The 20,824-nt window shown below is 67.1% G+C and carries 23 protein-coding genes; 20 read left to right on the forward strand and 3 right to left on the reverse strand.

Annotation, left to right across the window (positions count from 1 at the left end):
* Positions 1–48: 48 nt before the first annotated feature.
* From JW876_00270 to JW876_00280, 3 genes are all read right to left on the reverse strand, one after another.
* Positions 49–1,254, reverse strand: a complete 1,206-nt coding sequence (locus JW876_00270) for an NAD(P)/FAD-dependent oxidoreductase (GenBank protein ID MBN1883938.1) — start codon at positions 1,252–1,254, stop codon at positions 49–51.
* Positions 1,254–2,030, reverse strand: a complete 777-nt coding sequence (locus tag JW876_00275; GenBank protein MBN1883939.1) for an outer membrane beta-barrel protein — start codon at positions 2,028–2,030, stop codon at positions 1,254–1,256. The genes JW876_00270 and JW876_00275 overlap by 1 nt, the downstream gene beginning before the upstream one ends.
* 182 nt (positions 2,031–2,212) lie before the next feature.
* On the reverse strand, positions 2,213–2,560 hold the full coding sequence (locus JW876_00280; protein MBN1883940.1) for a cupin domain-containing protein: 348 nt from the start codon (positions 2,558–2,560) through the stop codon (positions 2,213–2,215).
* Positions 2,561–2,734: 174 nt separating this feature from the next.
* Between JW876_00280 and JW876_00285 the strand changes: the two genes are divergently transcribed.
* The 20 genes from JW876_00285 (at position 2,735) to JW876_00380 (ending at position 20,796) form a co-directional block, all read left to right on the forward strand.
* Positions 2,735–3,214 carry a low molecular weight protein arginine phosphatase gene (locus JW876_00285; protein MBN1883941.1) on the forward strand — a complete coding sequence of 160 codons (480 nt, stop codon included), beginning with the start codon at positions 2,735–2,737 and terminating at the stop codon, positions 3,212–3,214.
* Positions 3,215–3,403: 189 nt separating this feature from the next.
* The gene (locus JW876_00290) at positions 3,404–4,327 is read left to right on the forward strand and encodes a branched-chain amino acid transaminase (protein MBN1883942.1); all 924 of its coding nucleotides are present in this window, start codon (positions 3,404–3,406) and stop codon (positions 4,325–4,327) included.
* 119 nt (positions 4,328–4,446) lie between these two features.
* Positions 4,447–4,896, forward strand: a complete 450-nt coding sequence (gene rpiB, locus JW876_00295; protein MBN1883943.1) for a ribose 5-phosphate isomerase B — start codon at positions 4,447–4,449, stop codon at positions 4,894–4,896.
* 99 nt (positions 4,897–4,995) lie between these two features.
* Positions 4,996–6,249, forward strand: a complete 1,254-nt coding sequence (locus tag JW876_00300) for a serine hydroxymethyltransferase (protein MBN1883944.1) — start codon at positions 4,996–4,998, stop codon at positions 6,247–6,249.
* 53 nt (positions 6,250–6,302) lie between these two features.
* Entirely contained in the window at positions 6,303–6,740 is a 438-nt protein-coding gene (locus JW876_00305) for a cytidine/deoxycytidylate deaminase family protein (protein MBN1883945.1), read from the forward strand.
* An 18-nt stretch (positions 6,741–6,758) separates the two neighbouring features.
* Entirely contained in the window at positions 6,759–7,217 is a 459-nt protein-coding gene (gene nrdR / locus JW876_00310) for a transcriptional repressor NrdR (protein MBN1883946.1), read from the forward strand.
* A 97-nt stretch (positions 7,218–7,314) separates the two neighbouring features.
* Complete coding sequence (locus tag JW876_00315) at positions 7,315–8,151, forward strand: hypothetical protein (GenBank protein ID MBN1883947.1); 837 nt, start codon at positions 7,315–7,317, stop codon at positions 8,149–8,151.
* 99 nt (positions 8,152–8,250) lie between these two features.
* The gene (locus JW876_00320) at positions 8,251–9,108 is read left to right on the forward strand and encodes a hypothetical protein (GenBank protein MBN1883948.1); all 858 of its coding nucleotides are present in this window, start codon (positions 8,251–8,253) and stop codon (positions 9,106–9,108) included.
* Between the two features lie 12 nt (positions 9,109–9,120).
* Positions 9,121–9,903, forward strand: coding sequence for a twin-arginine translocase subunit TatC (gene tatC, locus JW876_00325; protein MBN1883949.1), 783 nt, complete (start codon positions 9,121–9,123; stop codon positions 9,901–9,903).
* A 153-nt stretch (positions 9,904–10,056) separates the two neighbouring features.
* Complete coding sequence (locus JW876_00330; protein ID MBN1883950.1) at positions 10,057–11,061, forward strand: polyprenyl synthetase family protein; 1,005 nt, start codon at positions 10,057–10,059, stop codon at positions 11,059–11,061.
* 23 nt (positions 11,062–11,084) lie between these two features.
* On the forward strand, positions 11,085–12,080 hold the full coding sequence (amrS, locus tag JW876_00335; GenBank protein ID MBN1883951.1) for an AmmeMemoRadiSam system radical SAM enzyme: 996 nt from the start codon (positions 11,085–11,087) through the stop codon (positions 12,078–12,080).
* Entirely contained in the window at positions 12,077–12,433 is a 357-nt protein-coding gene (gene rsfS, locus JW876_00340; GenBank protein MBN1883952.1) for a ribosome silencing factor, read from the forward strand. The genes amrS and rsfS overlap by 4 nt, the downstream gene beginning before the upstream one ends.
* Positions 12,423–14,099, forward strand: a complete 1,677-nt coding sequence (locus tag JW876_00345) for an arginine--tRNA ligase (GenBank protein ID MBN1883953.1) — start codon at positions 12,423–12,425, stop codon at positions 14,097–14,099. The genes rsfS and JW876_00345 overlap by 11 nt, the downstream gene beginning before the upstream one ends.
* A 54-nt stretch (positions 14,100–14,153) precedes the next feature.
* Positions 14,154–15,080, forward strand: a complete 927-nt coding sequence (locus tag JW876_00350) for a sugar kinase (GenBank protein ID MBN1883954.1) — start codon at positions 14,154–14,156, stop codon at positions 15,078–15,080.
* Positions 15,081–15,219: 139 nt separating this feature from the next.
* Complete coding sequence (locus JW876_00355; protein MBN1883955.1) at positions 15,220–16,080, forward strand: hypothetical protein; 861 nt, start codon at positions 15,220–15,222, stop codon at positions 16,078–16,080.
* Positions 16,081–16,253: 173 nt separating this feature from the next.
* The gene (locus JW876_00360; protein MBN1883956.1) at positions 16,254–17,570 is read left to right on the forward strand and encodes an HD-GYP domain-containing protein; all 1,317 of its coding nucleotides are present in this window, start codon (positions 16,254–16,256) and stop codon (positions 17,568–17,570) included.
* Between the two features lie 130 nt (positions 17,571–17,700).
* Positions 17,701–18,720 carry a phosphoribosylformylglycinamidine cyclo-ligase gene (locus JW876_00365; protein ID MBN1883957.1) on the forward strand — a complete coding sequence of 340 codons (1,020 nt, stop codon included), beginning with the start codon at positions 17,701–17,703 and terminating at the stop codon, positions 18,718–18,720.
* A 17-nt stretch (positions 18,721–18,737) separates the two neighbouring features.
* Entirely contained in the window at positions 18,738–19,712 is a 975-nt protein-coding gene (locus JW876_00370; protein MBN1883958.1) for a DUF523 and DUF1722 domain-containing protein, read from the forward strand.
* A 358-nt stretch (positions 19,713–20,070) separates the two neighbouring features.
* On the forward strand, positions 20,071–20,415 hold the full coding sequence (locus tag JW876_00375; GenBank protein ID MBN1883959.1) for an STAS domain-containing protein: 345 nt from the start codon (positions 20,071–20,073) through the stop codon (positions 20,413–20,415).
* Between the two features lie 39 nt (positions 20,416–20,454).
* Entirely contained in the window at positions 20,455–20,796 is a 342-nt protein-coding gene (locus JW876_00380; protein ID MBN1883960.1) for an STAS domain-containing protein, read from the forward strand.
* The last annotated feature ends 28 nt before the right edge of the window (positions 20,797–20,824 follow it).

Genomic DNA, 20,824 nt, shown 5'->3' on the forward strand with positions numbered 1-20,824 from the left:
ATTCCATTATACCCGGTTTCGGTTCTCCGCGCAATCATATCGAACCCTTCAGCGCCGGGGCCGCCGGCGGCAGAGGCGCGCGAGCCGCGCGAGGAGCGCCGGCCGGGCGATGACGATCGCCGCGACCATCAGCGCGGGGCGGACGCCGCCGCGGTGGAAGACGCCCGGAAAGGACGCGACGCGGCCGATGATCGCGTCGGCCTCGTCGTCGTCGAGCGCGTAGAAGATCCTCGCGGCCAGCCAGAAGCGCTCGTTGGACGCGCCGACCGTGCGCTTCCAGCGCCGGGTGTATCCCGCCAGCGCCTTCGCCGTCGCCGCGCCGGGCCCGGCGGCCAGGATCGCATCGGCGGCCATGTCGGCGCCCTCGAGGGCGTTGACGATCCCCCCGCCGGAAAAGGGGTTGTTCTGGTGTCCCGCCTCGCCGACGACGAGGTACCCGTCGGTCGCGAGCGAGGAGAGCCCCCGCGCCACGGCGCACCCGCCGACGATCCGTCGCATCCGGGCGGCGTCGGGGCAGCGCCGCGAGAGGAAGACCTCGAGGAAGGAGGCGGCGGTCTGTCCGCCTGCGAGAAGCGGATCGATTCCCACGCCGACGTTCGCCAGCCGGTCGCCCTTGGGAAAGACCCACGCGTAGCCGCCGGGGGCGATTTCGCGGCCGAGGTGGAATTCGATCATCCGTTCGCCGACGTCGATCCCCTCGACGAGTTCCTGCGCGCAGGAGAAGACCTCCTCCGGCCTGAAGGGCCCCTTGAGTTTTGCCCATTGCGGGGAAAGGGCCTCGACGCCGTCGGCCCCCGCCGTCACGCGGGCGCGCACCTCGTAGTCGCGTCCGGCGCCGAGATCGCGGACGACGAGCCCGGCGACGCGCCCCTTTTCGACGAGAAGGCGCATCGCCTGGTGGCCGGTGCGCAGTTCAACCCCCGCTGCGACGGCGTGTTCGGCGAGCCGGAGATCGAAGCGTTCGCGGTCGACGACGAGACCGACGCCGGGCGTGCGCGACCGGAGGGTCCGTCCGTTTGGCGCGACGATCAGGACGCCGTCGATGGGAGAGCAGACGATGGAGTCGTCGAGGTCGAGGTAGCGTTCCACCTCGCTGCGCGGCCCGACGGCCTCGGCGCAGCGCACGGGATAGCCCACGCGGGAGCGCTTCTCGAGAAGGAGCACGCGGCGACCGCCGTCGGCGGTCCGCCGCGCGAGACGCGAGCCGGCGGGACCGGCGCCGATGACGGCGACGTCGACTTCGGTCGTTTCCATCAGAAGTGGTAGTTCGCGGTCAGGCCGAGACTGAACCCGGCGTAGTCCAGGTCGAAATTGCCTCCGCCCAGTCCGACGTGATGGCTGATCCTGCTCTGGGCCATCTGGTACCGTCCCTCGAGAGAGGCGGACCACTTGTTGGACATGTAGTAGACCATGCCGAACTCGCCGTGCAGTCCCGCCTGGAAGGAGGTCTTCTCGATGTTCTCCGCGTCGTTCTCGTAGGGCCGGCCGTCGGACGTGCTCTCCGTGTCGAGTTTCACGATGGGGATCACCCCGGCGAATCCGCCGCCGGCGTACGGGGAGAAGGTGCGCACCTGCGGCTCCATGAAGTAGTAGAGGAACCCGATCTCGATCGAGAAGAGGTACGCCTTGAGCGTGCGGTCCACCTCGAGGGGGATGACGGCCGAGGTGTCGGCCTGCGTGACCTGGTTGAGGTACTCGCCGTAGGAATCGAGGCCGAGATAGGAGAAGGTGCCGCTCATCCGGATCACGTGGTTGGGCGAGACGCGGCGCTCGTAGCCGAGGCGGAAGAAGGGCGAGTTCTCCCAGGATTCGTACGTCTCGAAACCGGCCCGCAGCGTCGCCCACGTGTCGAGATGCTGCATCAGCTTCTCGGCGTCCGGCCCGTCGAGGAATCCGACGCTGACCGAGAAGGCGTTGTTGGGGATGGGGCCGAAGTACTTCTTCTTCTTGAAGAGGGGGGGCGCCGCCAGGCACTGGGCGGCGAAGACCGCGAGGACGAACGCGGCGACGATCGGGGCGTATCGTTTCATCGGTTCTCCTGTCTTCTGACCTGTCACCTGCATGGCCGCTGCACTGGAAATGTAATCATTCGGACGGGAGATGTCAATTAAGCATAGCCCCGTCAACGGGTTCCGGAGTCCCCCGCCGTTTCGCCGCGTTTTCCGGCGGCCTGCTCTTTCCGCGAAGCCGCCGTCCGGGCCGCCAACTCGCCTCAGTCGGCCGGGACGAGGCAGAGGAAGGCCAGAACGGCGTCGCCCGTATTCATGAACGAGTGCTCGCTGCCGCCCGGCACGAAGACGACCCGCCCGGGCGCGATCGGGTGCTTTGCCCCCTCGAAGAGGAGCGTCCCCGTCCCCTCGAGTACGTAGACCTCGTGTTCCCAGTCGTGCGCGTGCCGCGGCGTCCGGCCTCCCGGCGCGATCTCGAAGAGGCGCATGTGGAAGCGCTCGGCGCCGTCCTCCGCGGCGATCAGCCAGCGGATCGTCACGTCCCGCGCTCCCTCCGCGGTCACCGGGCTCGCCTCGATCGAGCGCGCATCGACGTTCTTGAATGTCGCCATGCCGTGTCCTTTCGTCGCGGTCATCGGTCGTCGCCGCCCGGCCGGCGGCGTGACGGTATGATACGATGCCGCCGGCGAGCGAAACAAGACGATTCCGCCGGGGCGCTTGACAGCCGGCCGAGGGGGCCGCTATCGTGGGGCGGCGCCGGCTGCGTCGCCGGCAAAGGGGGCTCGATGATACGGATCCTGTTCGTCTGCACGGGGAATACCTGCCGCAGCCCGATGGCCGAGGCGCTTTTGCGCGCACGGCTCGCCGACGGGCGCGGCGGCCGCGTGTCCGTCTCCTCGGCCGGGATCGCGGCCGGCGACGGCGCGGAGGCGGCCGGCCTCGCCGTCCGGGCGCTCGGCGAGCGCGGGATCGACCTGTCCGGGCACCGGGCGCGTCTCCTCACCCGCGCGCTCGTCGACGGGGCGGATCTCGTCGTCGCCCTCGCCGTCCGCCATCGCGAGGCGATCCTCCGGCTCGCGCCCGGGGCCGCCGGCAAGGTCATCCTCCTCGGCGCGCTCGACGAGGCGCGCGCCGAAACCGATGTCGCCGACCCGATCGGGGGCGACCTCGACGCGTATCGCCGTTCCCGCGACGAGATCGACGCCCTCGTCGCCGGGCTGACGGCCATCCTGCGGGACAGGTTCAATATCGATAATGAGTTATGAAGCAAGGTGCGCCGGCCGCACCGCCGCCGACGCCCGGAATTTAGATATGCTGGATTTACCGGCGGAAAACGAATTTTCGGGTTGCCCGCGCCGGTGTGGAACCGTATAATGAACGCGGAGTGAGGTCCTTCGGGGCGTGTGCGCGCGCGGTCGCCCCGTTCGTTCACACACAGCACGAGGAGAGATGCGATGCCGCTGAAGAAGTCCGAGAAGATCTGGATGGACGGAACGTTCGTCGACTGGGACGACGCGAAGATCCACGTCTGCGCGCATGTCGTCCATTACGGCACGTGCGTGTTCGAGGGGATCCGCTGCTACAAGACGAAGAAGGGTCCGGCCGTCTTCCGGCTCGAGCCCCATGTCAAGCGGCTCTACAATTCGGCGAAGATGTACCGGATGGAGCCCGAGCTGCCGCAGGCGGATTTCATGGCTGCCTGTCTCGAGACGATCAAGATCAACGGGATGGAGGCGTGCTACATCCGTCCGGTCGTCTACCGCGGCTACAACGAGCTCGGCGTCAATCCCTTCAACAACCCGATCAACGCATTCATCGTCGTCTGGGAATGGGGCAAGTATCTCGGCCCCGAGGCCCTCGAGCAGGGCGTGGACGTCTGCGTCTCCACGTGGGATCGCATCGCGCCGAACACCCTGCCCGCCCTCGCCAAGACGGGCGCCAACTACATGAACTCGCAGCTCATCAAGATGGAAGCCATCAAGAACGGCTACGTCGAGGGCATCGCGCTCGACGTCAACGGCTACGTGAGCGAGGGCAGCGGCGAGAACATCTTCCTCCTCCAGGACGGCGTCATCTACACGCCGCCGCTGGGCGCGAGCGTGCTGCCGGGCATCACGCGCGACTCGGTCATCACGATCGCCGACGAGCTCGGCATCGACGTCGTCGAACAGCTCGTTCCGCGCGAGCAGCTCTACATCGCCGACGAGATCTTCTTCACCGGCACGGCGGCCGAGATCTCGCCGATCCGTTCGGTCGACAAGATCCAGATCGGCGAGGGCAAGCGCGGTCCCGTCACGAAGATGCTCCAGGACCGGTTCTTCCAGTACCTGAACGCCGAGACCGACGACATCTACGGCTGGTTGACGATCGTCGAGTAGCCGTCGCACCGATCCGCGACACGACGGGCGGGTCCCCCGGCCCGCCCGCCGCCGCACCGGCACCGGGGGAGGCGCCGCGTCCGGCCGCGCGCCGGCCGCGCGCCGGGAAGTGAGGGCGCGTGAAGATCGCGATAGGATCCGACCATCGCGGGTATCCCCTGAAACAGCGACTCGTCGAAACGCTCGGCGCCGCCGGGCACGAGATGATCGACGTGGGCACGGACGGCACGCGACCGGCCGATTACCCGGTTTACGCCGTCGCCGTCGGCGAGAAGGTCGCCTCGGGCGAGGCGGAGCGTGGGATCGTTGTCTGCGGCAGCGGCATCGGCGTGTCGATCGCCGCGAACAAGGTGCGCGGCGTGCGCGCCGCCCTCTGCCGGACCGTCGAGGACGCCGTCATGACGAGGCGCCACAACGATTCCAACGTTCTCGCCCTCTCGGAAGCGCAGATGGACGACCCGGCCGTCGGCGAGCTCGTCGACACGTGGCTCGACACGCCCTTCGAGGGAGGACGGCACGCGCGGCGCGTCAAACTGATCGCCGACTACGAGAAGCGCGGCGGGGAATAGCCCTTGACGCGGCCGCGGCCGGACGGGTTTCATGGGGAAGCGCCGGGCGGCGGCGTGCGGCACGATAACGGACAATCGAAAGAAAAGAGAGGCCAAGCGATGTTCAGCGAGAATCTCTTCCCGTACCTCGAGCAGGCCGATCCCGAGATCATGGACGCGATCCGGGGCGAACTGGCGCGCCAGCGCGGCCAGCTCGAGATGATCGCGAGCGAAAACTTCGCGAGCAAGGCGGTCCTCGCCGCGCTCTCGAATCCCATGCAGAACAAGTACGCCGAGGGATATCCCCGCAAGCGCTACTACGGCGGCTGCGAGTTCGTCGACCGGGCCGAGATCCTCGCGCGCGACCGCTGCAGGGAGCTCTTCGGCGCCGAGCACGCCAACGTCCAGCCCCACTCCGGGACGCAGGCCAACATCACCACCTATCTCGCCTTCATCAAGCCGGGCGACACGATCATGGGGCTGAGCCTCTCGCACGGGGGCCATCTCTCCCACGGCCACCCGGTGAACTTCTCCGGCATGTACTACAACGTCGTCCACTACGAGGTCGACCGCGAAACGAAGACCCTCGACTACGACGCGATCGAGAAGCAGGCGCGGGAGGTGAAGCCGAAGATCTTCGTCGCCGGCGCGAGCGCCTATCCGCGCTTCTGGGACTGGGAACGGCTCCGCGCGATCTGCGACGCCGTCGGCGCGATCCTCATGGTCGACATCGCGCACATCGCCGGCCTCATCGCCGCCGGGGTCCATCCGAGCCCCGTGCCCTGGGCCGACGTCGTCACCTCGACGACGCACAAGACGCTCCGCGGGCCGCGCGGCGGCATCATCCTCTGCCCCGAGAAGTACGCGAAGCAGATCGACAAGGCGAACTTCCCCGGCAACCAGGGCGGCCCCTTCATGCACGTGATCGCCGCCAAGGCCGTCTGCTTCAGGGAGGCGGCGACAGACGAGTTCAAGGCCTACCAGGCGCGGACCGTGGCCAACGCCAAGAAGCTCTGCGCCGTCCTCATGGCGGGCGGCTACGACATCGTGAGCGGCGGCACGGACAACCACCTCTTCCTCGTCGATCTCTCGGCGAAGAAACTCACCGGCAAGGCGGCCGAGAAGGCGCTCGAGAAGGCCGGGATGACCGTCAACAAGAACACGGTGCCCTTCGACGAGCAGTCGCCCTTCGTCACGTCGGGGATCCGTGTCGGCACGCCGGCCCTGACGACGCGGGGGATGGGCGAGGCCGAGATGGAGGAGATCGGGGCGATGATGATCGAGGTTCTCGACGACATCGAGAACGAGACCGTCGCCGCCCTGGTCCGCGAGCGGGCGGCCGACCTCGCCTCCCGCTTTCCCCTGTACGTGTGAGGAGGCTCCCCGAGGTGACGGTTCAGACGCGACCGAGCTGGGACGAATACTTCATGAAGATCACGCGCCTCGTGGCGGAGCGGAGCACCTGCCTCCGGCGGAAGGTCGGCGCGATCATCGTCAGGGACAAGCGCATCGTCTCGACGGGGTACAACGGCGCGCCCCGGGGAATCAGGCACTGCCTCGAGGTCGGCTGCATGCGCGAGGAGATGGGGATCCCGTCGGGGGAGCGGCACGAGCTCTGCCGCGGCGCCCACGCCGAGCAGAACGCGATCATCCAGGCGGCCGGCAGCGGCCGGAGCCTCGAGGGAACGACGATGTACTGCACGACCGCTCCCTGCTCGACGTGCACGAAGATGATCATCAACGCCGGCATCACGCGGCTCGTCCTCGGCGAGCGATACCCCGACCCCCTCGGCGAGGAGCTCGTTTGCGAGGCGGGAATCGAGACCGAATTCTTCGGCCGGGCAGACGCCGGCGAAAACGGCTAGCCGGACGGGAGGTCCGCGATGCGCTGTCCCTCCTGCGGTCACGAGGAGGACAAGGTCGTCGACTCGCGGTCGACGAAGGAGAACTCCGCCGTCCGCCGCCGCCGGGAATGCCTGGCCTGCGGCCACCGCTTCACCACCTACGAATACGTCGAGCACCGCCCCGTGATGGTCGTCAAGAAGGACGGTCGCCGGGAGCACTACATGCGCGACAAGATACTCGCCGGGCTCAGGCGCGCCTGCGAGAAGCGCCCCGTCCCGATGGAGACGCTCGAGCGTCTCGTCGACGAGGTCGAGAAGACCGTTTCCCAGCGGGTCCGCGACGAGATCCCCACCACGGAGATCGGCAACGAGGTGATGAAGCGGCTCGCTGACATCGACCAGGTCGCCTACGTCCGGTTCGCCTCCGTCTACCGCGATTTCAAGGACGTCACCCAGTTCCTCGAGGAGCTGCGCAACCTCCTCGGGGGAAAGGAGTGAAGGCAGGTCCTGCCGGCCTGCATTTCCGCTTGCGCCCGGCGATCGTCCGCTCGTACGCTGCCCGTGTCGTCCGAATCCGTACCAAGGAGGTACAGGCATGGTCCGCACTGGTCTTGTCGTGTCTCTTCTGCTCGTGCTCTCAGCCGGAAGCGTCGGTGAGCCCCGGGAACAGGTACTGCTCCGTTTCGAGCCCGCCGTGGGCGTCGCCCTGTCCTACGAAATTTCCCTGACGGAAGACGTCGTGGTCGAAGGCACGTCGGTGAGCAAGATCGAATCGTACGACGTGACGCTGGTCTCGACCGGAATGACGGATGAGGGCCTGACCACGCTCTCGCTCGAGTTCACCGGCGCGGACGCCGGCATGACGGTGGGCGACGACATTGGCGACTGGCGTCCCCCGGTCGATCTCGACGGGGCCGTCCTGGTCGTCGACGTCACTCCCGAAATGATCGTCGGTGACGTCCGGACGGAACGCAGGGTGCCGGGCATGTATGACGAGACGGATCTCCGGAAGTACATGGACGCGCTGTTCATCCGGCTTCCGGACTCGATCCGGGCCGTGGGAGACCGGTGGCGCGTGGAGTTGAGGGAGGATGCGCCCGCCGATGGGAGCGGCGAGGATGCGCCGCCGCCGATACTCGCCGGCGGCGTGGACTACGAGTTGAAGAAGATGGAGGAGAAGGAGGGTGTTCCCTGCGCTCGGCTCCGGCTGCGCACGAAGGTAAAGATTCACCGCCCAACGGAGGACGGCATCTTCGTCGCGGAGGGATCGGGCGATGCGAAGGTCTGGATCGCCCTGGAAGGCGGCTACCTCGTGTCGCTGGAGAGCGAATTCGCCGTAGAGGGAGAGGAGACGATCGAACTCTATTCGGGACACACGGAAGAGCGGGATCGGGCGGTCACGTACTGGGTCGAATCGTCCCTGAAGCGGTGACGGGAAGGTCGGGCGTCGTTAATCCCTTTCCCGGTATCGGCACGGCGCGTATATTTCATGTCGGGTGATGTGTCGTGTCAACACGAAGAAGGAGGTAGGATGCATACCCGCAGAACCCCGGCCGGCCTGACCGGCCCGATTCTCCTGGCTTTTCTCGCCTGTCTCGCGGCGCCGGATTCGATCGCGGCGAAGGACGACGCACCGGTCTCCTTCATCTTCGCGTTTCCCGAGGAACAGACGATCACCTACGATCTCGGTCTCTCCGAGGAGACGAACTGGTCGGGGATGAGCATCACGACCAACCAGAACTACCGGATCGAGGCGACGCTCCGCGAGGTGAACGCCGATGGCGCATTCGTGATCGAGATCGCCTGCCCGGAGCTCAAGAGCTACCGGATGATCGACGACGACATGCAGGACTGGGCGCCTCCCCTGCAGCTCGAGGGCAAGTCGATCATCGCCACCGTCGGCGCCGACGGCGAACTCGTCGACATCAAGCCGGGGGGAAACATCCCCGGCATGCGGTCGCCCGGCCAGCTCCGGCCATACGCCCGCGCCGTGTTCGTCCCCCTTCCCGCGGAGCCGAAGACGGTGGGCGATTCGTGGGAGGTCGTCATCCGGCGCGACGGCAACGGCGACGACGTGCCGGCCGATGCCGAGGAAACGCCCGTCTATACGGGCACGAGCGTCTACACCTTCAAGAAGGTCCAGAAGAAGAACGGGATCGACGTCGCCTTCATCGAGATAGAATCGACGGTCGCCATCGACCGCGAGACCGAACAGGGGCGGATGACCGGCGAGAACAAGGGCAAGACGAAGGTCTACCTCGCGATCGAGGGCGGCTGGGTCGTCGAGTCGAAGTCCGAGTCGGAGTTCAAGGGCGCGATGACGGGCGACGACGGCGCGGAGCACGAGATCGTCCTCTTCACGTGGACCGAGATGAAGCTCCGGAAATAGAGAGCGGGGGCAGTGGCCGGACGGCATGACGGAGACACGGAGAAACTGCCGGAGATGGGGTTCCTCGACCACCTCGAGGAACTCCGCTCCGCCCTGATCGCCTGCCTCGTCTCCTGGGTCGCCGCCTCGATCGTTTTGTGGTTCCTCTCCCGGCACATCCTCGATTTCCTCCTCGCCGGCCTGCCGCTGGACAGCCTCTACTTCCACGCGCCGGTCGAGGCCTTCATGACCCGGCTCAAGCTCAGCTTCGTCCTGGGCTTTCTCGCGGCCTTCCCGTACATCCTCTTCCGCGTCTGGTTTTTCGTCGCGCCCGGGCTCTTCTCGCGCGAGCGCCGCTTCGTCGTGCCGCTCGTCGTCGCCTCCACGGCGCTCTTCTACGTCGGCGTCGTCTTCGCCTACTGGGTGCTCATCCCGGTCGTGCTCGCCTTCCTGCTCAAGTTCGGTACCGAGTCGCTACTGCCGCTCATCTCGATCGGCGCCTACTTCGGCTTCGTCGCGCGTCTCTGCTTCGCGTTCGGCATTGTCTTCCAGCTGCCGATCGTGATCCTGTTCCTCGTGCAGATGGGCGCCGTCTCGGCCCGCGCGCTGCTTCGCCAGTGGCGCTGGGCGATCATCGCCATCTTCGTCGTGGGGGCGCTCCTCACCCCACCCGATCCGGTTTCGCAGCTCCTGATGGCATTGCCGCTCGTCGCTCTCTTCCTCGGGAGCGCTCTCCTGGCCCTCCTCATCGAGCGCCGGCGCGAGAGGGCCGAGGCGGCGGCGGACGCGGACGGCGGGCAGGCCGATGAAATGTGAAGTGGAGCAAGGCGATAGAAGACCGGCGGCGCGGCGGCGAACTTGACAGCGCCGGCTCCCGGTGGTACCTTGAATCGGTTTCCCGGCAGACGCGGGACGCGGCCCGATTCGCGGCCGCTCCCGGCTAGTGGGCCTCCGTCCCGACTGGAAGAGATGAACGGCGAAGACATCCGCGCGCTCCAGGGGTTCCGAAGCCCGATCCGGCGGGAGCTCGACCGGCTCGAGGAACGCCTCTCGTGCCTGATCGATTCCGACACGCCGATGATCGGACGCATCTGCGAGCAGATCGCCGCCTCGCCCGGCAAGCGCATCCGCCCGGCGATGCTCTTCCTCGCGGCGAAGAGCGACGGCGGGGCGAGCGAGCACGCGGTCGACGCCGGCGCGGCGATCGAGCTGGTGCACACCGCCTCCCTGCTCCATGACGACGTTCTCGACGACCACGAGACCCGCCGCGGCAGCCTTACGGTCTACGCCTCGTGGGGCCCGAAGCTCTCGACGCTGATGGGGGATCTCCTGTATTCGAAGGCGTTCTCGCTCCTCGCGGAGATGGGGCGCCACGAGCTGCTCGGGATCCTCTCGGCGGTGACGCACGAGATGAGCGTCGGCGAGATCGTCCAGTACCAGCTCCGCCACGACATCACCGTGAACGAGGAGCGGTACATGGAGCTCATCTTCCGCAAGACCGCCTCGCTCTTCTCGGCGGCCTGCGAGTGCGGGGCCGTCCTGTCGGGGAGCTGCAACGGCAGCAGGAAGAGTCTGTCGGGCTTCGGCAACCGTCTCGGCCTCGCCTTCCAGATCACCGACGATCTCTTCGACTACCTCGCCGTGGACGAGGGGATCGGCAAGCCGACCGCCTCGGATTTCGGCGACGGCCGCGTCACCTTGCCGCTGCTCACCTCGCTGGGCAACGCGCCGGCGGCCGCGCGCGAGCGGGTCGGCGGACTCTTCAGGTGTGGCTTCGATCGCGGAAAGCACTGGGACGAGGTCGTCTCGTTCGTGCGCGAGTACGGCGGGATCGAATACGCGATAGGCCGCGCGCGCGACCTGGGGAAGGAAGCGAAGGCGTTCCTGCTCGACCTCACGCCTTCCCCCTCGCGGGACGCGCTCGGCATGGCCGCCGATTACGTCGTCGGCCGGGTCGAGCCGTACTGCCGGTGAACGGGCGGGGAGGCGAGGGGACGATGGAACCGAAGAAAGCACGATACTACGAGCAAACCGGGGACGGCGCCGTCGTCTGCCGCCTCTGTCCGAACCGTTGCCGCATCCCCGACGGGGGGAGGGGGCGGTGCCGCCTGCGCGAGAATCGCGGGGGCGTCCTTCTCGCCCGCTCCTGGGGGCGCACGGTGACGGCCGCGATCGATCCGATCGAGAAGAAACCCCTCTACCATTTCCTCCCGGGAAGCCGGATTCTCTCGATCGGCCCGAACGGCTGCACGCTCGCCTGCCGGAACTGCCAGAACTGGTCGATCTCGCAGGAAAAGTCGCCGACGAGCCTGATCGAGCCGGCCGACCTGGTGGAGCTGGCCGGGCGGGACGGATCGGTGGGCGTCGCCTTCACCTATACCGAGCCGCTGCTCTGGTTCGAATATCTCCTCGACGCCGCGCCGCTTCTCCGCGACGCGGGTCTCAAGACGGTGCTCGTGACGAACGGGTATCTCGAGGAGGAGCCCGCGCGCGAGCTGGCGCCCCTCGTCGACGCGTTCAATATCGACCTGAAGAGCATGGATGACGGGTTCTACGGCGAGATGTGCGGCGGGGCGGTCGAGCCGGTGAAGCGGTTCATCGAGATCGCCGCCGCGGTCTCGCATGTCGAGGTGACCAACCTGCTCGTGCCCGGGCTGAACGACGGAGACGGGCAGATCGAGGCGCTCGCCGCCTGGGTGGCCGGCGTCTCGCGGGAGATCCCGGTCCACTTCTCCCGCTTCTTCCCGGTCTACCGGATGACCGATCGCCCGCCGACGCCTCCAAAGCGTCTCGAGGCGGCCTACGCGATCGCGAAGCGGCATCTCGACCATGTCTACATCGGAAACATCCACGTGGAGGGCGCGGGAGACACGTACTGTCCGTCCTGCGGCGCGGTCGTCGTCGAACGGCGCGGATACGCCACGGGGCCCGTTCCGCCCGGCGGTCTCTGCCCGTCGTGCGGAGCGGCAATCAAGGGGGTCTGGTCTACGTGACGACGTTGCAGCCGAAACAGCTCGCCCGGCGGATCATCAAGCTGGCGTGGAACAAGAAGGCCGACGACATCGTCCTTCTCAACCTGAAGAAGCTGGCGAGCTTCACCGACTATTTCCTCATCTGCTCGGTCGACAGCGACATCCAGGCGCGCGTCGTCGCGGACGCCGTCGCCGGGTATCTCGACGGGGCGGGGATCGAGCATCGCGTCGAGGGCTACGAGGCGGGGCGGTGGATCCTCATCGACTGCTTCTGCGTCGTACTGCACGTCTTCAGGTCGGAAGTGAGGGAATTCTACGGGCTCGAGCGGCTCTGGGGCGACGCACCGCGGGAGGAATTCGACGATGGCGCATGAAGGAGAACACGCTCCCCGGTCGATGCGGGCCCTCGTCCGCGCCGAGATCGCGCGGGTCCTCGCCGACATGGGAGTCGAGGCTCCCGGGGGGATCATGCTCGAGCAGCCGAACGATTCCTCCCACGGCGACCTGAGCTGCAACGTCGCCCTGACCCTCGCGCGGCCGCTCCGGCGGAACCCGCGCGAGGTGGCCGCCGAGATCGTCGGCGGCCTGCGGTTCGATTCCTCGCTCGTCGACCGCGTGGAGATCGCCGGTCCGGGGTTCATCAACCTCTCGTGGTCGCCGGAATTCCTCCGTCGCGAGATCGTGCAAATCAACCGCCTCGGCGCCGCCTACGGCGATTCAAACGCGGGGGGCGGCAGGCGGATCCAGGTGGAGTACATCTCGGCGAATCCCACCGGGCCGCTCGTCATCGTCTCGGCGCGGGCGGCCGCCGTCGGGTCGGCCCTCGTCAACATCCTGCGCAAGGCGGGGTGGGAGGTCGAGGCGGAGTACTACGTCAACGACGCGGGCGCGCAGGTCGAGAAGCTCGGCCGGTCCGTGCTCGCCCGTTTCCGCGAGAAACTCGGGGAGACGGTCGATTTCCCCGAGGACGGCTACCCCGGTTCCTACCTCGTCGACATCGCCGCGGAAATCCCCCTCGACGAGGGGCGCGCCTGGCTCGGGCTCGACGAAGCCGAGGCGGCCGGACGGTTCGGCGGGGTCGCGCTCGATCGGCTCGTCGAACGGATCAAGGAGGATCTCGAACGCTTCGGCGTCCGGTTCGACGTCTTCTACCGCGAGTCGCGGCTGCACGAGGCCGGCGCGCTCGATACGGCCCTCGCGATCTACCGCGAAAACGGATCGGCCTACGAAGAGGACGGCGCCGTGTGGTTCCGCTCCTCCGTCCACGGCGACGAGAAGGACCGCGTGCTCGTCCGGAGCGACGGCACGCCGACGTACTTCCTCGCCGACGCGGCGTATCACCGCGACAAGTTCGACCGCGGCTTCGACCGCGTCATCGACATCCTCGGTCCCGATCACCACGGCTACATCGCGCGCCTCGCCGCGGCCGCCCTCGAATTCGGCGCGCCGCCCGGCTGGCTCGACGTGATGATCGTGCAGTGGGTGCGCCTTCTCGAGGACGGCAAGCAGGTGAGCATGTCCAAGCGCGCCGGCGAGTTCGTCACCCTGCGCGATCTCGTCGAGGACGTCGGGGTGGACGCGGCGAAATTCTTCTTTTTGATGCGCAAGACGAACGCGCATCTCGATTTCAACCTGACGCTGGCCCGGGAGCAGTCGGAGGAGAATCCCGTCTACTACGTCCAGTACGCCCACGCCCGGATCTCGAGCGTCATCGCGTACGCGCGCGAGCAGGGCGTCGACATCCCCGAGGACGAGAGCTGCGTCTCGAAGCTCGGGGAGCCGGAGGAGATCGATCTCATGCGGCGCGTCGTCACCTTCCCGCAGGTCGTCGAGGGGGCGGCCGAGGCCGGGGAGCCCCATCGGCTCACCGGCTACGCGCGCGATCTCGCCGCGGGATTCCATCGCTTCTACCATGTCTGCAGGATCGTCTCCGGGGATACCGGGCGCAGCGGCGCGCGGCTGCTCCTCGCCGAGGCGACGCGGATCGTCCTCGCCGAGTCGCTCCGGCTCCTCGGCGTGTCCGCACCGGAAAAGATGTAGCGGATCCCGGCCCCGCCCGGCGGGCGTCGCCGGCCTCCGCTCGAAAGGAGATACATGAGCATCGTCGTCGTCGGTTCCGTCGCGCTCGATACGATCGAGACGCCGCGGGGGCGGGTCGAGCGCGCCCTCGGCGGCTCCGCGGTCTACTTCTCGCTCGCGGCGAGCTACTTCACCCGCGTCCGTCTCGTCGGCGTCGTCGGCGACGACTTCGAGGACAGCCACCGGGCAGAGCTCTCCCGCCACGGCATCGACCTCGCCGGGCTCGAGACGGTCTCCGGCGGCCGCACCTTCTTCTGGGAGGGGCGCTATCACGAGGATCCGAACATCAGGGACACCCTCGTCACCGAGCTCAACGTCTTCGAGACGTTCCAGCCGCGGATCCCCGACGACTGGCGGGAGACGGAGTGGCTCTTCCTCGGGAACATCGATCCCGACCTGCAGCTCCTCGTGCTCGAGGCGGCGGGGAAGAAGGCGACTGTCGCGTGCGACACGATGAACTACTGGATCGAGGGAAAGCCCGACCGGCTCCGCGACGTTCTCGAGCATGTCGACATCCTGTTCGTCAACGACGAGGAGGCCCGGCAGCTCAGCGGCGAGACGAACCTTCGCCTCGCGGCCCGCGCGATCCTCGGGATGGGCCCCACCGCCGTCGTCGTCAAGAAGGGCGAACACGGCGCCTTCCTCTTCACGGGCACCTTCGACTGCTTCGCGCCGGCCTACCTGCTCCACGACGTCGTCGATCCGACGGGCGCGGGAGACAGCTTCGCCGGCGGATTCCTCGGCTACCTCGCCGGGGTGGACCGCCCCGACGACGAGAATCTCCGCCGGGCGATGTACCACGGCGCGGTCACGGCGAGCTTCGCCTGCGAGTCCTTTTCCGTCGAGCGGCTCGGCGGACTGACCTCCGCCCTGATCGACGGCCGATTCGACGAGCTCGCGGAAATGGTCCGCGTCTCCAGCCCCGAGGGGAGGGAGAAGTAACCGCCAGCAAATGAATCCGTTCCGGCGTTCAACCTCCAGAGAGGGCATCGGTACGCGCCAGAAACGCGCTTCTTGAGTCCAGCAACATTTTGTGATATAATACATTACACGCGTACCGGAAACAGGAGGAGGACGCCGGGTGCCGACAGACATGCCAGAACGGGAATTCATTGAAAAAGCGGAAGATCTGGTCACGCGACTGCGCGACGTCCAGACGTGCCGCATCTCGAGCGACGGGAAGGGATCGATCTCCGAGATCCACGTCGTCGCCACGAGCGACCGTCCCGCGAAGATGATCGCACGGGACGTGGAGACCTGTCTCAAGGCCGAACTGGCCTGCGAGATCGATTACCGCAAGATCGGCGTCGTCCTCATCGATCCGCCGCGCGAGGCTGCCCGCCCGCAGCCCGCTCTCGTGGAGGAGGATCCGCCCCCGATCGATCTGACCGACGTCGTCGACGACGCCGTCGACGACCGGTTCGCCGAGACGGGGGAACGCCCCTTCCGCGTGGTCGCAGGGGACGCGCCCGCCGCCGGCCAGGCGCCCGAAGCCGGCGATGCGCCTCGCCTCGAATTCCTGGAAAACGACGTCCGTCCGGTCTTCGAGGGGCTGACGATCAATCTCGGGGGCGACCGGGTCGACGTTGAGGTCCGGCTCTCCCGGTCCGATCTCGAGGTGGTCGGCTGTCTCGGCGGTCCCCGGCGGGGCGGACCGGACTACGGCACGATCGCCGGCGCCACGCTCCACGCGCTCGTCGAGCTCCTCGACGAGGACTTCGATCTCTGCCTCTCGGGGATCGACGAGGTCGTCGTCGCCGGCCGGCAGACGATCTTCGCGGTCGTCGACGTGGTCGACGGCCGGTCGGTCCGCCCGTACGCAGGGTGCGCATTCACCGGCCGGGATCCGAACGAGGCGGTCGTCCTCGCCGTCCTGGACGCCGTCAATCGTCCGTTCTGCCGCTGGCGCCCGAAGAGGGAAATTCACTATACCATCAGGTAGGCAAACGGGTTATATTTCTGCTCGACGACCGTCGCGGTTCCGCTGAGCGCGGAGCCGGTCCCGCGTGCGCGCGTCCCGCCCCGATTGGCACGGATACTGCAAAGTAACGGGTGCCGTCCACATCCGGCGCCGGGGGGGCGATCGAAGCCGGTACAATCGTCGACAGGTGAAACGTGGCTACGGAATTCAACACGGCCGGCCGGGGCTTCAAGATTTACTACACCGTCTACGTGCTGGCGGGGCTGGCGCTGTTCGTCTACCTGATGCGGGACTTTCCCGCCGACCGCTGGCGCGACCTCGTCCTCTTCATCACCCTGATGGTGATCGCCGACTCGGTGCAGACCAACCTGCCGAAGGGCGGCGCCTCGATCTACGCATCGTCGGTGATCGACATCGCCGGGATCATCCTCTTCGGTCCCGCGTTCATGGCCGTCGTCGAGGCGGTCGCCACGGTGATCAACGAGGCGCTCGTCCAGCGCCGGCCGCTGATCAAGGTGATATTCAACGTCCCGCTCCTCGTGATGACCGTCGGGTCGGCGGGGCTCGTCTACCGGCTGTTCGGGGAACTCGGCGACATCGGCACGCCCCTCTTCCTCCTGCCGCTCTTCGTGGCGGGGATCGTCTACTACCTCGTCAACACCTGGTCGGTGACGTTCATCATCGCTCTCGACGACAAGCGGAACCCGCTCCACGTCTGGCGGCAGAACTATCTCTGGAACCTGCCGCACATTCTGGCCTTCCTGCCGATCGGCGCGGTCATGGCCCTGCTCTACACCAACTCGGGCGTCTGGACGATCGCACTGTTCATCATCCCCCTCTACCTCGCCAGGCACACCTACCAGCTCTACATGGACATGCGCGACACCCACATCAACACGGTGGCCGCGCTCACCTCGGCCCTCGACGCATCCGATCCCTTCACCCACGGGCATTCCTACCGCGTCTCGCGATACGCCCTGCGGATCGGGCGCGAGATGGGGCTCTCGTCGCGCGACATGGAGATGCTCGAGTACGCGGCCCTGCTCCACGACATCGGCAAGATCTCGGTGCAGAACGACATCCTGCTCAAGGTCGGTCCCCTGACCGAGGAGGAATGGCGCGTGCTGCGCTCGCATCCCAACATCGGGGCCGATATCGTCGAGCAGCTGAAGTTCCTCCGCGAGGCGGCCGACATCATCCGCTGCCACCACGAACGGCCCGACGGCACGGGGTATCCGCGCGGGCTGCGCGGCGACGGGATCCCGCTGCTCGCCCACATCATGAACGTCGTCGACGCCTTCGACGCGATGTCCTCCGATCGTCCCTACCGCAAGGCGCTCCCGATCGACCGGGTGATCGAGGAGCTCGAGACCTACCGCGGGGCGCAGTTCCACGCCGAGTCGGTCGACATCCTCATCGATCTCTATCGCCGCGGCGAGTTCCCGATCATCGTCGAGGCCGACGCCACCACCGAGATCTACAATTCCCTCGTCGAGCACGTCCAGGTCTGATCCGCCGCGCGGCCAACCCGGCCCCGTCCGCCGGGGAATTTGCGCGTGGACTCCCCGCCGGATTCCCGCTACTATCCCATCGACCCGCCGGCGCGGCGGGCTGGGCATTCGCGAGAAAGGAACGGCGGACGTGAGTTCGAAATACAGGGAATCGGGCGTCGACATCGACGCGGCCGGCGAGGCCATGCGGCGGATCAGGGACGACGTGAAGGGAACGTGGAGCGGGGCCGTCCTGGGAGACGTCGGCAACTTCGGCGGCCTCTTCGAGGTGCCGGGCGGCATCAGCCGCCCCGTGCTCGTCTCGAGCGTCGACGGCGTCGGGACGAAGCTCCGCGTCGCCTTCATGGCCGGCCGCCACGACACGGTGGGCGAGGATCTCGTCAACCACTGCGTGAACGACATCCTCGTGCAGGGCGCCGAGCCCCTCTTCTTCCTCGACTACTTCGGCTGCGGCGCGCTCGATCCGTCGGTCCTCCACGACGTCGTCTCCGGCCTGGCCCGCGGGTGCCGGGCGAACGGATGCGCGCTCATCGGGGGCGAGACGGCCGAGATGCCGGGATTCTACGAAGCCGGGGAATACGATCTCGCCGGGTGCATCGTGGGCATCGTTTCGCGGGACGCCGTCATCGACGGATCGGCGATCGGTCCGGGCGACGAGGTCTGGGGCTTCCCCTCGAGCGGCCTGCACACGAACGGCTACTCGCTCGCCCGCCGGATCGTCTTCGAGGAGGCCGGGCTCGGCGTCGACGACGAGGTGCCCGGCACGGGGAAGAGCGTCGCGGACGCGCTCCTGGCCGTCCACCGATCCTATCTCCCCGAGTACCGGGCGCTGCGCGACCGGACGGAGATACGCGGCCTCGCGCACATCACCGGCGGCGGTCTCCTCGACAACATCCCGCGCGTCCTTCCCGCCGGCAGCCGCGTCGAGATCGACACGGCGAGCTGGGAGGCGCCGCCCCTCTTCCGGTGGCTCGGCGAGCGGGGCGGCGTGGAACGCGACGAGATGTACCGCGTCTTCAACATGGGTGTCGGCATGGTGATGATCGTTTCCCCCGGCGCCGGGGAATCCTTCGAAGACGCCGATCTGCGCTGGCGTCCGTCACGAATCGGGCGGGTGGTCGCCGGAGAGCCCGGCGTCGATCTGCGCTGATCGATCGGGAGGGGACCATGAGGGAATTCCAGCGACCGCGCGTGCTCGCGAGCAAATGCCTCGAGTTCGATTCCTGCCGGTACAACGGGCTCAAGATCGCCTCGCCGGTGATCAAGGTCATGCTGCCCCTCGTCGATTTCGAGCCGGTCTGTCCCGAGATGGAGATCGGGCTCGGCGTGCCGCGCGAGCCGATCCGCGTTCTTCTCGACGGCGGCCGGCGACGCCTCGTGCAGCCCTCGACGGGTCTGGACGTCACCGCCGCGATGAACGATTTCTGCCGCGGCTTTCTCGACCGGCTCGGGGCTGTCGACGGCGTCATGCTGAAGAGCCGGTCCCCGTCCTGCGGCATCAAGGACGTCAAGATCTACCCCGCAACCGACGCGAAGACGGCCAGCGAGCGGGGGGTCGGCTTCTTCGGCGCGGCCGTCATCGAGCGGATGCCGCTGATCGCGGTCGAGGACGAGGGCCGACTCACCAATTTCCGGCTCCGCGAGCATTTTTTCACGCGGATCTACACGTCGGCGGAGTTCCGCCGGATCGCCGCGGCGCGGCGGATGAAGGATCTCGTCGGGTTCCAGGCGCGACACAAGCTGATGCTGATGGCGTACAACCAGAAGGAGATGCGCGTCCTCGGCCGGATCGTCGCCAATCCCGACCGCGAGCCAGCCGGCGAGGTCTTCCGCCGGTACGGCGAGCATCTCGCCGTGGCCATGCAGGCGCCGCCGCGGTACACATCGAACATCAACGTGCTGATGCACGCATTCGGTTATTTCGGCAAGCAGCTCGCCGCGCGGGAGAAGGCCTTCTTCCTCGACAGCCTCCAGCAGTACCGCGACGGAAAGGTTCCCCTGAGCGTCTGCCAGAACATCGTGATGGCCTGGATCGTCCGTTTCGGCGAGCCCTACCTGGCCGACCAGACCTTCTTCCAGCCCTATCCGTCGGGGCTCGTCGAGATCTCCGATTCGGGGAAGGGACGCAAGCTCTCCCGCTGATTCTCCGCCGCCAGGAGAGGACGCGGCCGTCGGATCGCGCCGCCGGGGTGACGCGCGGTCTCGCGCCGCCGCCGGTCGCTCCCGGCGCGGGATGCGGCGAGGTCCGGGGGGATCACGGCTCGGTATGCCGGATTTCGGGGGTTTTCGGGGGGAATTGACCGCTTTCCGGCGCTCCCCGGCGGGGGATCGAGACCGCCCCGATCGGCTTCCCGGTGATTCTTGACACGGATAGAACGTGGTGCTACCATGCGGCCATCGGAATTTTCCGATTGTTTGCGTGGCCTGCACCTTATATTATTCTCTAAACCGGCACGTAAACGAAACATATAGCCACACGGGCTAGCGAGAGGAGAGGGTAATGCTGACCATCACGCAACGTGATGCGGGTGGAGTGATCGTTCTTGACCTCGCCGGGCAGATCGACGGCGGCCCCGAATCCGAGAAGATCCAGGAGATCATCAAGTCGTATCTCGAGAAGGGGACCAAGAAATTCGTCCTGAATCTCGCTGAGGTCAAGTGGCTGAACTCACTGGGCGCCGGCGTCATGATCGCCTCATACGTCTCCGCCAAGCGGGATGAGGCGATCATGAAGATCTTCGCCGTCTCCGATCGTGTCGGCCTCGTTCTCAAGACGTCCGGCCTCATCCCCGAGGTCTTCGACACATTCGATTCCGAGCAGGAGGCGCTGGACAGCTTCAAGTAGGATTCCGATCATCGATTCGCTCTCACAGAGGTAGGCGTCATGAAGATCAAGCAGAAAGAGGTCGACGGTGTGACCGTCCTCGAGTTGTCCGGCGAGATGTACGGCGGTCCGGATAACATGCAGCTGGTGGACCTGGTCTCGCAGCTCGCGTCGGAGAAGAAGCTCGACCTGGCCATCAACCTGGGGAAGGTGAAGTGGATCTCGAGCACCGGCCTCGGCATCCTCGTCTCCGCCCGTTCCCGTTTCGCGAAGGAAGGCGGCGTGATCAAGCTCTGCCATCCCAACGACCGCGTTCTGGGCATCCTCCAGGTCACCCGGCTCAACCTGATCTTCGACGTGTTCGCCTCGGAGAAGGAAGCGATCGAGTCGCTGAAGAAATAGCCGCCCGAGAGCGACGACACGGGCCGGG

Source organism: Candidatus Krumholzibacteriota bacterium, assembly GCA_016931295.1.
In the GTDB taxonomy this organism is placed as follows: domain Bacteria; phylum Krumholzibacteriota; class Krumholzibacteriia; order Krumholzibacteriales; family Krumholzibacteriaceae; genus JAFGEZ01.